This is a genomic window from Cuneatibacter caecimuris (assembly GCF_004216775.1).
In the GTDB taxonomy this organism is placed as follows: Bacteria; Bacillota; Clostridia; order Lachnospirales; family Lachnospiraceae; genus Cuneatibacter; species Cuneatibacter caecimuris.
The window spans coordinates 489,156-501,956 of sequence record NZ_SGXF01000001.1 but is presented as its reverse complement, the minus strand read 5'-3'; the positions used below and the strand labels follow the sequence as shown (position 1 = coordinate 501,956).

Here is a 12,801-nt window from a genome sequence, read left to right as displayed (position 1 = left end):
ATGAGAAAATGGTTATGGTGCTTCCTGTTCTGCCTGCTGTTTTTGTCAGGCTGCGGGCAGGATGGGGCTGCAGAGGAAACACTGCCGGAAGGGCAGTGCTATATCTATTATCTGGATATATCGGGGGCTTCCCTGGTGCGTCAGGCATATCAGCTTGGAGGAGAAGGCGTTGAAAATCAGCTGGCAGAAGCAGTGAACCAGATGCGGGTTTCCCGCAATGTCAGTGAATATGTCCCGGCAATACCTGATACAGTCCGCCTGCTGAGCGTACAGGTGAAAGCTGCCGATCACGCTGCTGTGCTGAATTTCAGCGGGGAGTATTCCAGAATGAAAGCGCAGGAAGAAGTGCTCTGCCGGGCTGCAATCGTGAAAACAGTGGTACAGATTCCGGGAATTGACAGGGTATCTTTCCGGGTGGAAAATCAGCCTTTGACTGGGAACGACCAGGAAGTCGTGGGAAATATGTCTGCCGACAGTTTTGTGGACAGCACCTGGAAAGATATTAAAACGACTGTGCTGAACCTGTATTTTGCAGGTGCGGATGATAAGCAGCTGGAAAAAGAAGAGAGAGAAATCCAGTATTATGGGACAATTTCCATGGAACGGCAGGTAGTGGAAGAACTGATTGCGGGACCGTCAGAGGGCAGCAGCCTTCATCCGGTCATGCCGCAGGATTTAAAAATTTTAAATGTATCTACAAAAGACAGCATATGCTATGTGAACCTGAGCAGTGAGTTTATTGAAGAAGCCCCTGACCTGACGGGGGCGGTCACTGTGTATTCCATAGTAAATTCCCTGACAGAGCTGCCGGGAATCAATAAGGTGCAGATATCAGTGGAAGGGAACTCCGGGCTGATGCTGAAGGAGGTTTCGCTGGAAAAACCTCTGGAGAGGGATTTGAGCAGAGTGAAGACTGAATAGGGGGAAAACATATAGAAAGACCATTGCTTTGGTGCGCCGCTGCATTTGTGCTTGGAGAGCTGTGTGCGCGGTATCCGCAGCAGGCCGGGTTGATTTGGCTCTGTGCGGGAGGCGCGGCAATGGCAGGAACAGGGTTGCGGGCAGCTGCCGGTGTTGTTGAAAAGAAACGCTTTTTCATCTGGACGGCTGTCTTTTTGGCTTGCGCAGGGTTCAGTTTTGTGTCAGGCTTTTTATTATTGTCGGATGCAGACAGAGTGACGGAACTGGAATCTGAACTGGAAAAGATGACACGAGGCTGCGCGGGTTTGGTTGAAGGCAGGGTTGCCGCTGTCAGGAACAGCAATGGCGGGCGCCAGCTCATCCTGGATCATTGCTTTGTCAGGATGGAAGGGAAAGATTTTGAGCTGTCCGGAGATGGGAGGATTCTGGCTGATTGCGGCTGGGATACAGCCGCGGAGCCCGGGGAGCGGGTACGGATCAGAGGAAAACTGCAGCTTCCCAGGAGCGCGAGGAATCCGGGAGAATTTGATTTCAGGGCTTATTACAGAGCCCAGCGGATTCTTTGCTTTTTGAGGGAAGGAAAGCTGGAAGGAAAATCCGGGCAAAAAAATGTGGCCAGCGCTTTTCTGCTGCATCTGCGGGAGCGGCTGTCAGGCAGCCTGAAGGAGATGGCCGGAGAGGAGGACGGGGCGCTGTTCTGCTCCATGCTCCTGGGAGATAAATCCGGGCAGGATCAGGAGGTGCGCAGCCTGTATCAGCAAAATGGGATCGCCCATATTCTGGCCATATCCGGACTGCATATTTCCCTGGCCGGGGCCGGGGTCTGGGCCTTGCTCAGGAAAGCCGGAGCAGGATACTGGAGCGCAGGGGCGTCAGGTTTTCTGTTTGTGGCCGCATACGGATGGATGACCGGGGGAAGCGTTTCGGCTGTCCGGGCTGCTTCGATGTATGGGGTCCAGCTGCTGTCCGGCTGCCTTGGGAGGACATACGATACCCAGACGGCTCTCAGTGCGGCAGCGCTGGGCATTCTGTGGCAGGAACCTCTGCAGTTGTTCCAGAGCGGTTTTCAGCTGTCCTTTCTGTCTGTGCTTTCGGCCGGAACGATCTTTTTGGCTCTGCGAAACTGGGACAGGCTGCCCGGCGGAAGAACTGGTAAGATTTTTATAGGAGTGAAAGATGCGCTGCTGCTGTCCATATCTGTACAGCTGGGGACACTGCCGGCGCTGTGCAGCCATTTTTTTATCTGGCCGCCCTATGGCCTGCTGCTGAATCTGGCTGTAATTCCGTTGATGACCGTGGTATTCCTTTCCGGGTTTGCGGGGATATTCTGGGGGCTGGTTACAAATGCAGCAGGGAGCTTTTTGCTGGGAGCCGGAAGGTGGGTGTTTGGTTTTTACCAGCGGCTCTGTCTTGCGGCGGGAGAACTGCCGGGAGCGGTTCAGGTTCCTGGAATCCCGGAACTGTGGAAGATTATTGTGTATTATGTGGTTCTTTCTTTGATCTGTTGCGCTTTGAGGACTGCCGTCAGGAAAAGCGGGCCGCAAAGATGCGGCCGGAAAATCCCGGGCGCAAGGATTGCTGTTCCGGCGGCAGTGGTTTTATTGGCCGCGGGATTGTTTTGGCTGAGGGCGGATTCTGCGTCCTGGGCGCATCTGGATATTCTGGATGTTGGGCAGGGGGACGGGCTGATGCTTTACACGGGAGAGGGAACGGTATTTATGATCGACGGGGGAAGCAGCAGCCGGAAAAATCTGGGGGAAGAGTGTCTTGTGCCCTACCTGCAGAGCCAGGGAGTCAGCCGGATCGACTGTGCGGTGGTGAGCCATGGGGATGAAGATCACATCAGCGGCCTGCGGCAGCTGATGGAAGAAGGATTTCCCATAGGAGAACTGGTGCTTCCGGACATTCTGCATCCCGATGAGAATTACCGGCAGCTGGAGGAGGCCGCGAAACGGTCCGGGGTACCTGTGCGGCTGCTGAAAGCCGGAGACTGCTGGAAGGGCGGTGAAACGGAGATCCGCTGTCTTCACCCGCCTGACAGATTCTCCTGGACGGAAACAAATTCCTATTCTACTGTGCTGAAGATCATATCAGGAGATTTCCGTATTCTGCTGACAGGGGATTTGGATCAGGCTGGGGAAGACGCGCTGCTGCGGTCCGGCGCGGATCTGTCCTGCAATGTGCTGAAAGTTGCCCATCATGGCTCCCGTTTTTCTACCAGCGTTAAATTTCTGGAACTGGCGGATCCTCAATATGCGGTGATCTCGGCAGGAGAGGGAAATTCTTACGGCCATCCTCACCGGGAACTGATCAAAAGGCTGGAGGGACGGGGAATACGGATCTTTCAGACTCTTCAGTCGGGGATGGTGAGGATTGTTCCGGGCAAAAACGCCCCGCCGGAAGGGTATCTGGGGGAGTGAAGAAATGGCAATAATCCTGATTGCATTCAGAAAGAAAAACTGTTATACTGTAAAGCAGATAAATTGATGAGAAATCAGAGGAGGATGTTATGACAGATCAAAATTGCGCATATTGTATGGAGGGAGAACTGGTCGCCAAGTTCGGCATCAAAATCTGTGAATTTGAGGAGTCCAAGCTGTACCTGTTTAAAGAACAGAGCCATCCCGGCAGAGTAATCGTGGCCCATAAAAAGCATGTCAGTGAAATGACAGCGCTGGCTCCGGAAGAGCGCGCCCGGTATTTCGAGGAGATCAATCGTGTGGCGGAAGCCCTGCACAAGGCATTCCATCCGGATAAGGTGAATTATGGGGCATATGGGGATACCGGCTGCCATCTGCATTTCCATCTGGTGCCCAAGTATAATGGACAGGCTGAGTGGGGCGGAGTGTTCGCCATGAATCCTGATCAGAAATATCTGAGCGAGGAAGAGTATGGCGAGATGATTGAAAAAATTAAAGCAGCATTATAACATAGGAGTTTTCACGGCATGCAGACATTGAACCGGGACATCCGGGATAAAAATTTTCATCATATCTATTTGCTGTACGGTGAAGAGGCATTTTTAAGGCGCAGCTACAGAAACCGGCTTCGGGATGCCATTGCCGGCGGAGATGAGATGAACTGCAGCAGTTTTGGGGGGAAGGGCGTGGATTTTGCGCAGGTTCGGGACCTGGCGGAAACCCTGCCCTTTCTGGCAGAAAGGCGGCTGATCATCCTGGAGGATACCGGGCTGTTCAAGGTTCAGGCCCAGGAATGGGCGGATTATATGGAACAGCTGCCGGAGAGCACGGTTCTTCTGTTTTCGGAACAGGAAGTGGATAAGCGGGGGAGGCTATATAAAAAAGTGGCTTCTCTTGGGTATGCGGCGGAACTGGGAAGGCAGAAGGAATCTGAGCTGCGGCGGTGGGTTCTTCAGCTTTTAGGCCGGGAAAAGCGGCAGATCACAGGTCAGGCCATGGAGCTATTTCTGCAGCGGTCAGGAGAAGATATGGAGCAGATTCGCAGCGAGCTGGATAAGCTGATCTCTTTTACAGAAGGAAAAGAGGGGATTACGGCTCAGGATGTGGAGGAAATCTGCACCCAGCAGACAGCGGGACGGATCTTCGAGATGCTGGAAGCTGTGGCCGCGGGAAGAGAACGGCAGGCGCTGGAACTGTACTACGATCTTTTGGCCTTGAAGGAGCCATCTATGCGTATTCTGTTCCTGCTGGCCCGCCAGATGAACCAGCTGCTGACAGTGAAGGATCTGATGATGGCCGGGCAGAACAGAGATGGGATCGCCTCAGCTATGAAGCTGCGTCCATTTATTGCGGGCAAATTAATAGGGCAGGCACGATCATTTGAAAAAGAAGAATTGCGCGGCTGCCTGAATCTTTGTGTGGAAACAGAAGAATCGGTAAAGAGCGGGGCGATGGCAGAAAAATTGGCGGTAGAACTGCTGATCGTCCGCATTGCAAGACGAAAAGAGATTGGAGTAAAATAGAATGGAATATGGGATGAACAGGCCGGTGCGCCGCAGGCGCGGAAGAAGAGGGTTGGAGCCGGATAATAAACTGATTCTGATATTGGTCATTGTCGTGTTGATTCTTGCAGCTGTGGCAGGCGGCCTGTATCTGAGAAACCGCTCCGGGAAAGACGGGGAAGAATCATCCAAGACTGCAGAAAACACAGAAAATTATTCCGGAAGCGGAAACGCCGGTGAATCCGCATCCGGGGAAAACCCGGGAGGCTCTGAGTCGGCGGCGCCAGAGTCAACTGCCGGGCAGGCCTTTGATCCGTCCAGGATTACATATCCGCTGTCCCAGACACCTGAGGCAGGAGACGACTATTTTAAGGATGCACTGTTTATCGGGGATTCCAGAACCATTGGATTCCAGATGCATTCGGGAATCATGGGGGCTACTTTCTACACGGATACAGGGGCTGCTGCCAAAACAGCCATGACAAAACCCTTTATTCCTCAAACAGCGCTGAAAAACAGGCCTGAGGGCGCGTCTTCTGAAACAAAGGTAACGCTTCAGGAAGCGCTGCAGGCTGATAAAAGCTTTGGCAAGGTATACATTGGGTTTGGAATCAATGAAACAGGGTATGAAGACTGGGAAGTCCTGCAGTATTATAACCAGCTGATTGACCTGATCCAGTCCACCATGCCAGAAGCCATAATATATGTCCAGAGCGTGGTAAATGTGACTGCCGAGCGTTCCGCGAAGGGCGACTATGTGAATAATGACAAGATCAACCACTTTAATGAGATATTTTTGAAAATGGCGCAGGAACAGGGCGTGTGTTTTGTGAATATCAATGAAGCCCTGACAGCTGACGGCGTGCTTCCGGCGGATGCCAGCAGTGATGGCGTACATTTCCTCAAATCTTATTATCAGAAGTGGTATCAGTATCTGAAAAAACATGCGGTCTGAGAAGAAAGAGGGGCGGCGGTGACAGAGAGAGAAAAAATGCTGGCCGGAGAATTATATGACTGCGGCGACCGGGAGCTGCTTGCCCGGTGGCACAGGGCGAAAGACCTGATCAGAGAATATAATATGACGGAATCGGAGGATCTGGAAAAGAAAGACAGGATCCTGGATGAACTTTTGGGCGGAAGAGGCAGAAATTTGTGGATTACACCGCCGTTTTACGCGGATTACGGAAACAATATCTTTTTTGGAAATCACTGCGAAGTGAATATGAACTGTACATTTCTGGATGACAATAAAATTGTGATTGGAGACCATGCGTTGATTGCGCCGAATGTGCAGATTTATACAGCGTTCCATCCCACAAACGCTGCGGACCGTTTCGGCGGAGGGGGTGGAGATGAAAGCTTTGAATTCTGCCGGACCAGGACGGCTCCGGTGATGATTGGCAGGAATGTATGGATTGGCGGAGGGGCGGTGATTCTCCCCGGCGTTACCATTGGGGATAATGTGGTGATCGGGGCCGGAAGCGTGGTGACGAAGGATATTCCTTCCGACAAAATAGCTTTTGGGAATCCCTGCCGGGTGATCCGGGATAATTGCTGAGAATATTGAAATATATGAAAAAGAATCTCGCTCGCGGGATTCCCCGCCTGCGGCGTGTCGCTTTAGCGACGTGATTCCTTACGCCGCAGTGTGATTCCCCGGAGGGTTTTGTTGCATAGGGAACGCAGTTTCCGGACAACAAAAAGCCGCACATTTCATGATGTGCGGCTTTACTCAAGCTATATAGTCAATATTTATGCCAGTGCGTTCACAGCCTTGGTCATGCGGCTGATCTTGCGGGATGCTGTATTCTTATGATATACGCCCTTGGATGCAGCCTTATCCATTGTGGAAATTGCGTTCGCCAGCGCGGTCTGTGCGGCAGCCTTATCTCCGGCAGCAACAGCAGCGTCAACCTTCTTAACAGCAGTCTTAACAGCAGACTTGATGGACTTGTTTCTTGCAGTTTTGGTAGCGATTACTAAAACTCTCTTCTTAGCAGACTTAATGTTAGCCAATGTGGTACACCTCCAAATAATATTAGTAGATTATTCAAACGCAACCGGAAGGAGAGAGCTTCCGCCTGCAAAAAAGCCTTTACATAAACGAGACACGGGCGTTCATGTAAACATACCTTGTTATCATAGTCTATTCTTTCAGCATTGTCAATACATAATACGAAGAAAATTGGGAAAAATACTGATTAAGAGAAAGGAGCGTATCCATGGAACAGCAGCAATATGAAACATATACTGACCTGGCGGTAGAAGTAAAAGAAAGCTTCCCGGGAGACGGCGGTGAGATTCCCGGCGTAGTGCTGGAGGAAGAAGTACTGCGCGACACGAAAATGAAGGTGACCAGAGTGGTGATCGAAACGAGGGAAGGTTCCCAAGCCATGCAGAAACCCATCGGCACTTACCTGACACTGGAATCTCCATATTTTTCTGATGGGGATTCTGTTCATGCAGAACGCTGCGGAAAGATTCTGGCAGAGTACGTCAGGGAGCTGCTTCCTTCAGGGTGTAAAAATGTGCTGGCTGTGGGCCTTGGCAATCAGGGGCTGACTGCAGACGCCCTTGGCCCCAGAACGATCCAGCACCTGTGGATTACCAGACATCTGGCAGAATCAGATGCAGGCACGGCGCTTTGCGGCATGGTGCCGGGGGTGATGGGCCAGACCGGCATGGAATCCGCTGAGATGATCCGCGGTGTGATCCGGGAAGTACAGCCGGACGCGCTGATTGTAATTGACGCGCTGGCAGCGCGAAGCGCCAGCAGGCTGGGAACAACGATACAGCTCAGCGATACGGGAATCCATCCGGGTTCCGGAGTGGGCAACCACCGGGACGGCATCACCCAAGGAAGCATGGGCGTGCCGGTGATTGCCGTGGGCGTGCCGACTGTGGTGGGCACAGCAACCATTGCCTGTGATACATTGGATGCTCTGACGCAGATGCTGGAGCAGAACAAATCTACCAGGCAGCTGGGGAAAAATATACGGGAATTTGCGCCTGCGGAGAAGTACCGGCTGGTGCGGGAACTTTTGGAACCCCGCTTAAGCGCTATGTTTGTCATGCCGAAGGATATGGACGTGCTTGTTGGGGAACTGTCAGAACTTCTGGCTGAAGGAATTAACCGGGCCGTGCTGGGGGCGGCGGGATAGGACAGAGAAAATGCGGCCAGGCTGTCATATTTTTATGCGCTCATTCATAATCATGTCTATACAGGTTATGGAGAGGAGAGCGGTATTGTGAAGTGGCTGAAGAAAATGGAAAAGGGCCTGGCGGTCCTTCTGCTGCAGTTCTGGCTGCCGGTTTTTGGGATCATAGCTCCGGGAAGCGCCCAAGAAGTGGAAAATCCAAAGGACCCGGCATATGAAGAATACAGGGAACTTGCTGCCATGCACCAGGAAGAAGAATTGTTCGTACAGGCCCGGGAACAGAGCCCGCCCACAATTCCGGAACCTTCTGAGACGCAGTCAGAAAGCCAGAGCGCTGCTCCGCCGGAGAGCAGTCCTGTGCCTACACAGGAAAATCCTGCCCCGCAGCCGTCAGAAACGCCAACGGATGCAGCGGCTTCAGGACTGCCTTCTATCATTTCTTCGCAGACAGGAATTAACCTGCGCATGGAGCAGGCTTTGGCCGGGTGCGGGATCAGCCTGGATAAGGCTATGGATCTGAACTATGTTCTGCCTCAGCTGTATGTAGTTCAGAGCGGCATTCCCATAGACAGTTCTGTAATCAATCCGGAAGTATTTCTGAAAAAAGATCTGAGGATAAAAGGCAGCGGCTCACAGCCTCAAATTCTGATTTATCACACCCATTCCCAGGAAGCTTTTGCAGATTCGGTTCCGGGAGATACTTCCCAGACCATTGTGGGAGTGGGGGATAAGCTGGCCTCCATTCTTCATGATACATATGGATACAACGTACTTCACCATACAGGAATATACGATATGACAGACGGGAAACTGGACCGGGACCCGGCTTACAGCAAAGCCCTTCCTGAACTGCAGAAAATACTGGCGGAATATCCATCCATAGAGCTGGTCATCGACCTGCACCGGGACGGTGTGCGGGAGGACCTGCGCCTGGTGACGGAGGTGGACGGAAAACAGACTGCCCGGCTGATGTTTTTTAACGGATTATGCCGCAATGAGAGCGGGGATATCCCCGACCTGATTCATCCCTACCGGGAACAGAACCTGGCTTTCTCCTTCCAACTGATGCTGGAAGCCCGTGCGGTAAAGGAGGATTGGCCCAGATTTATTTACGCCAGGCCCATGCGGTATAACCAGCATCTGGGGCCGGTGTCCGCGCTCATTGAAGTGGGCGCGCAGACGAATACAGTGGAAGAAGCCATGAATGCTGCGGAACCTCTGGCCAGAATTATCGACCAGGTTGTGGGAAAATAAACCCTTGTGGAAATTCCTGATTTCTGGTACAATGGCGCCAGACAAGGAGGAAGTACCATGGCAGCTGACCAGAAGAAAATTCGGAATTTTTGTATCATCGCCCACATTGACCATGGAAAGTCAACGCTGGCGGATCGAATTATAGAAAAAACAGGCACTCTTACCAGCAGAGAAATGCAGGATCAGATCCTGGACAACATGGATTTGGAGCGGGAGCGCGGCATCACCATCAAATCCCAGGCTGTCCGAGTGATCTATACGGCCAGGGACGGAGAGGAATATATTTTCAATCTGATCGACACTCCGGGACATGTGGACTTTAACTATGAGGTATCCAGGAGCCTTGCGGCCTGCGACGGAGCGGTCCTGGTGGTGGACGCCGCCCAGGGAATCGAGGCGCAGACTCTGGCGAATGTATACATGGCTCTGGATCATGATCTGGACGTTTTTCCGGTCATCAATAAAATAGACCTGCCCAGCGCTGACCCGGAGAGGGTGAAAAGTGAGATTGAAGATGTGATCGGGATTGAGGCTCAGGACGCTCCTTTGATTTCTGCCAAAAACGGAGTGAATATTGAAGAAGTGCTGGAACAGATTGTGGAGAAAATTCCATCTCCTTCAGGGGACCCGGAGGCTCCGCTGCAGGCGCTGATTTTTGATTCTGTGTATGACGCGTACCGGGGCGTGATTGTGTTCTGCCGCATAAAAGAAGGAACGGTGCGCAGGGGGACCAGGATCAGGATGATGGCCAGCGGGGCTGAATATGATACGGTGGAAGTAGGGTATTTCGGCGCGGGACAATTTATACCCTGTGACGAACTGAGCGCCGGAATGGTGGGCTATATTACAGCCAGCATTAAGAATGTAAAGGATACCCAGGTGGGCGATACGGTGACGGATGCCGGGAATCCGGCGGGGGAGGCGCTGCCAGGCTATAAGAAGGTTCAGCCCATGGTATACTGCGGCCTGTATCCGGCGGACGGTTCAAAATACGGAGACCTGCGGGATGCTCTGGAAAAGCTGCAGCTCAACGACGCGTCCCTGCAGTATGAGCCGGAGACTTCCGTAGCGCTGGGGTTTGGTTTCCGGTGCGGATTCCTGGGGCTTCTCCATCTGGAAATCATACAGGAACGTCTGGAGCGGGAATATAATCTGGATCTGGTGACCACTGCGCCTGGCGTAGTTTATTATGTGTATAAAACGGACGGCTCTATGGTGGAGCTGACTAACCCCTCTAATATGCCCGACCCTTCCGTCATTGAGTATATGGAAGAACCCTTTGTCTCTGCTGAAATCATGGTCACCACAGAGTTTATCGGGCCCATCATGGACCTCTGCCAGGAACGGCGCGGCGTATACCTGGGAATGGAATATATGGAAACCACAAGGGCGCTGCTGAAGTATGAGCTTCCCCTGAATGAGATTATCTATGATTTTTTTGACGCCCTGAAGTCCCGTTCCAAAGGCTATGCTTCCTTTGATTATGAGATGAAAGGCTATGTGAGATCTGAGCTTGTGAAACTGGATATCCTGGTGAACCGGGAAGAGGTGGATGCACTGTCCTTCATCGTATTTGCGGACAGCGCCTATGAACGGGGCAGGAAGATGTGTGAAAAGCTGAAGGAAGAAATTCCCCGCCAGCTGTTTGAAATTCCCATTCAGGCGGCAATCGGCAGCAAGATCATTGCCAGGGAGACGGTCAAGGCCCTGCGCAAAGACGTGCTTGCGAAATGTTATGGCGGCGATATCAGCCGGAAACGGAAACTGTTGGAGAAACAAAAAGAAGGCAAGAAGCGGATGCGCCAGGTGGGAAATGTGGAGATCCCGCAGAAAGCCTTTATGAGCGTACTGAAATTAGATGACAAATAAAAAAACAGATATCGGAATTTATATTCATATCCCATTTTGCATCAGAAAATGTGCTTACTGTGATTTCTTGTCAGGCCCTGCGGGAGAACAGGAAAGAACGGAATATCTGACAGCGCTTTTACAGGAAATTGCTGCCAGCGGCAGGAAAGAAGGGGGTCCGTACCGGGCGAAGACTGTGTTCTTCGGCGGAGGGACCCCCTCTGTTCTGCCGGGAGAACAGATCGGAAAGATTCTTGAATCCCTGCGCCAAGCGTTTCATGTAGCGGAAGATGCGGAGATCACCATGGAGGCCAACCCCGGGACACTGACAGCGGAGAAACTGTCCCGGTACCGGGCTGCAGGAGTCAACAGGCTCAGCCTGGGGCTTCAGTCCATGAAAAATGACGAGCTGAGGCTGCTGGGCAGAATCCATACCAGGGAAGATTTTTTTGAGAGCTTTTATCTGGCCCGGGAAGCAGGATTTGACAATATCAATGTGGACCTGATATCCGCTCTGCCGGGACAGACCTGCGGCAGCTGGGAAGAGACGCTGGAGGAAACGGCGGCTCTGAAGCCGGAACACATTTCCGCTTATAGTCTGATTGTGGAAGAGGGAACGCCTTTTTACAAAATGTACGGACCCGGAAGCAGCGGGGAACTGCTGCTGCCCGGAGAGGAAGAGGATCGGAAGATGTACCGCCGTACCGCACAGCTGCTGGGGGAAGCAGGCTACCGGCGATATGAAATTTCAAACTATGCGCTGCCGGGAAAAGAATGCCTTCATAACCTCTGCTATTGGACAGGAATTCCTTACCTGGGCTTTGGACTGGGGGCTTCTTCCTGTTTTGAGGGGCGGCGTTTTTCAAATACTGCAGACTGGGAAGCGTACCTGAAAAATTCTGAAAATCTCGCCCTGGTGAGAACAGTAACCGAAGAGCTGACGGAAAAATCCCTGATGGAAGAATTCTGCTTTCTGGGGCTGCGGCTTTCGGAAGGAATAGACAGGAAGGAGTTTGAAGAACGCTTCAAGCGGCCCTTCGGTGAAGTGTACGGAGGAGTGGAAAGACGTTTTGTGCAGATGGGATTACTGGAAGTGCGCGGAAGGCGCCTGCGTCTGACGGAACAGGGCATAGATCTGAGCAATCAGGTGATGTGTGAATTTCTCTTGTAGAAGGCTTGCATTTCCGGCCGGTCTGAGCTAATATAGTATGTAGTAAGAAAAGTAAGGAAGTAAAAACAACGGAGGAGGAAGCCATGGAAATTGCAACAGTGACCACCAAAGGGCAGGTAACAGTTCCAAAAAGGATCCGGAATTATCTGGGTCTGGATACCGGGGCGAAGATTATCTTTGTGGAAATGGATGACGGCAGCGTGCGTATGGTGAATGCGGACAGGAATCCGGGTGAACCGGGAGGCCTTTCCACACTGCAGGGCGGAGCCATGCAGGCGGCGGAGCCGGACCGCGCTGTGAAAAAGAAAAGACAGACAGAAAAGGCGGGGCCGAAAACAGCTGTAAAGACTGTGCCAAAGAGCAGCGAAGCTCAGGAAACGGAAGAACAGCTTAACATAGCGGCGGCTGCCAGAGAAGCAGCCAGGAAACAGAAAGAAAAAGAGGATCAGGAAGCTGCCCTTAAGCGTGAGGAAGAAAACCGTGCAAAAAGGCGGAGGGACCTGAACAGCTATTTGCTGTAGGGAGGC

Annotated in this window: 12 protein-coding genes; 11 read left to right on the top strand and 1 reads right to left on the bottom strand. The window is 52.2% G+C overall.

Annotated elements, in window-relative coordinates:
• The 6 genes from EV209_RS02385 (at window position 1) to EV209_RS02360 (ending at window position 6,401) form a co-directional block, all read left to right on the top strand.
• Window positions 1–921 (top strand): GerMN domain-containing protein, encoded by a 921-nt coding sequence (locus EV209_RS02385; RefSeq protein WP_165388787.1) that lies wholly within the window; start codon window positions 1–3, stop codon window positions 919–921.
• A 47-nt stretch (window positions 922–968) separates the two neighbouring features.
• Window positions 969–3,341: a DNA internalization-related competence protein ComEC/Rec2 gene (locus EV209_RS02380; RefSeq protein WP_279387335.1), complete on the top strand. Its 2,373-nt coding sequence runs from the start codon at window positions 969–971 to the stop codon at window positions 3,339–3,341.
• 89 nt (window positions 3,342–3,430) lie between these two features.
• Complete coding sequence (locus EV209_RS02375) at window positions 3,431–3,850, top strand: HIT family protein (protein WP_130432681.1); 420 nt, start codon at window positions 3,431–3,433, stop codon at window positions 3,848–3,850.
• 18 nt (window positions 3,851–3,868) lie between these two features.
• Entirely contained in the window at window positions 3,869–4,864 is a 996-nt protein-coding gene (holA, locus tag EV209_RS02370) for a DNA polymerase III subunit delta (RefSeq protein WP_130432679.1), read from the top strand.
• A 1-nt stretch (window position 4,865) separates the two neighbouring features.
• On the top strand, window positions 4,866–5,798 hold the full coding sequence (locus EV209_RS02365) for a GDSL-type esterase/lipase family protein (protein WP_130432677.1): 933 nt from the start codon (window positions 4,866–4,868) through the stop codon (window positions 5,796–5,798).
• Window positions 5,799–5,816: 18 nt separating this feature from the next.
• Complete coding sequence (locus EV209_RS02360) at window positions 5,817–6,401, top strand: sugar O-acetyltransferase (protein WP_130432675.1); 585 nt, start codon at window positions 5,817–5,819, stop codon at window positions 6,399–6,401.
• 194 nt (window positions 6,402–6,595) lie between these two features.
• On the opposite strand, the gene rpsT is transcribed toward EV209_RS02360, so the two are convergent.
• Window positions 6,596–6,859 (bottom strand): 30S ribosomal protein S20, encoded by a 264-nt coding sequence (rpsT, locus tag EV209_RS02355; RefSeq protein ID WP_130432673.1) that lies wholly within the window; start codon window positions 6,857–6,859, stop codon window positions 6,596–6,598.
• 206 nt (window positions 6,860–7,065) lie between these two features.
• Between rpsT and gpr the strand changes: the two genes are divergently transcribed.
• From gpr to EV209_RS02330, 5 genes are all read left to right on the top strand, one after another.
• Window positions 7,066–8,004 carry a GPR endopeptidase gene (gpr, locus tag EV209_RS02350; RefSeq protein ID WP_130432671.1) on the top strand — a complete coding sequence of 313 codons (939 nt, stop codon included), beginning with the start codon at window positions 7,066–7,068 and terminating at the stop codon, window positions 8,002–8,004.
• 87 nt (window positions 8,005–8,091) lie between these two features.
• A complete protein-coding gene (locus tag EV209_RS02345; RefSeq protein ID WP_130432669.1) occupies window positions 8,092–9,255 on the top strand; it encodes a stage II sporulation protein P in 1,164 nt (387 codons plus the stop codon).
• A 57-nt stretch (window positions 9,256–9,312) separates the two neighbouring features.
• Window positions 9,313–11,124, top strand: coding sequence for a translation elongation factor 4 (gene lepA / locus EV209_RS02340; protein WP_130432667.1), 1,812 nt, complete (start codon window positions 9,313–9,315; stop codon window positions 11,122–11,124).
• Window positions 11,114–12,274: a radical SAM family heme chaperone HemW gene (gene hemW / locus EV209_RS02335; RefSeq protein WP_130432665.1), complete on the top strand. Its 1,161-nt coding sequence runs from the start codon at window positions 11,114–11,116 to the stop codon at window positions 12,272–12,274. Before lepA ends, hemW begins: the two co-directional genes overlap by 11 nt.
• Window positions 12,275–12,357: 83 nt before the next feature.
• The gene (locus EV209_RS02330; protein ID WP_130432663.1) at window positions 12,358–12,795 is read left to right on the top strand and encodes an AbrB/MazE/SpoVT family DNA-binding domain-containing protein; all 438 of its coding nucleotides are present in this window, start codon (window positions 12,358–12,360) and stop codon (window positions 12,793–12,795) included.
• Window positions 12,796–12,801 lie beyond the last annotated feature (6 nt).

Coding starts and splice junctions, on each gene's coding strand:
- EV209_RS02385 (WP_165388787.1), top strand. CDS start 1: ATGAGAAAATGGTTATGGTGCTTCCTGTTCTGCCTGCTGTTTTTGTCA.
- EV209_RS02375 (WP_130432681.1), top strand. CDS start 3,431: ATGACAGATCAAAATTGCGCATATTGTATGGAGGGAGAACTGGTCGCC.
- holA (WP_130432679.1), top strand. CDS start 3,869: ATGCAGACATTGAACCGGGACATCCGGGATAAAAATTTTCATCATATC.
- EV209_RS02365 (WP_130432677.1), top strand. CDS start 4,866: ATGGAATATGGGATGAACAGGCCGGTGCGCCGCAGGCGCGGAAGAAGA.
- gpr (WP_130432671.1), top strand. CDS start 7,066: ATGGAACAGCAGCAATATGAAACATATACTGACCTGGCGGTAGAAGTA.
- lepA (WP_130432667.1), top strand. CDS start 9,313: ATGGCAGCTGACCAGAAGAAAATTCGGAATTTTTGTATCATCGCCCAC.
- hemW (WP_130432665.1), top strand. CDS start 11,114: ATGACAAATAAAAAAACAGATATCGGAATTTATATTCATATCCCATTT.
- EV209_RS02330 (WP_130432663.1), top strand. CDS start 12,358: ATGGAAATTGCAACAGTGACCACCAAAGGGCAGGTAACAGTTCCAAAA.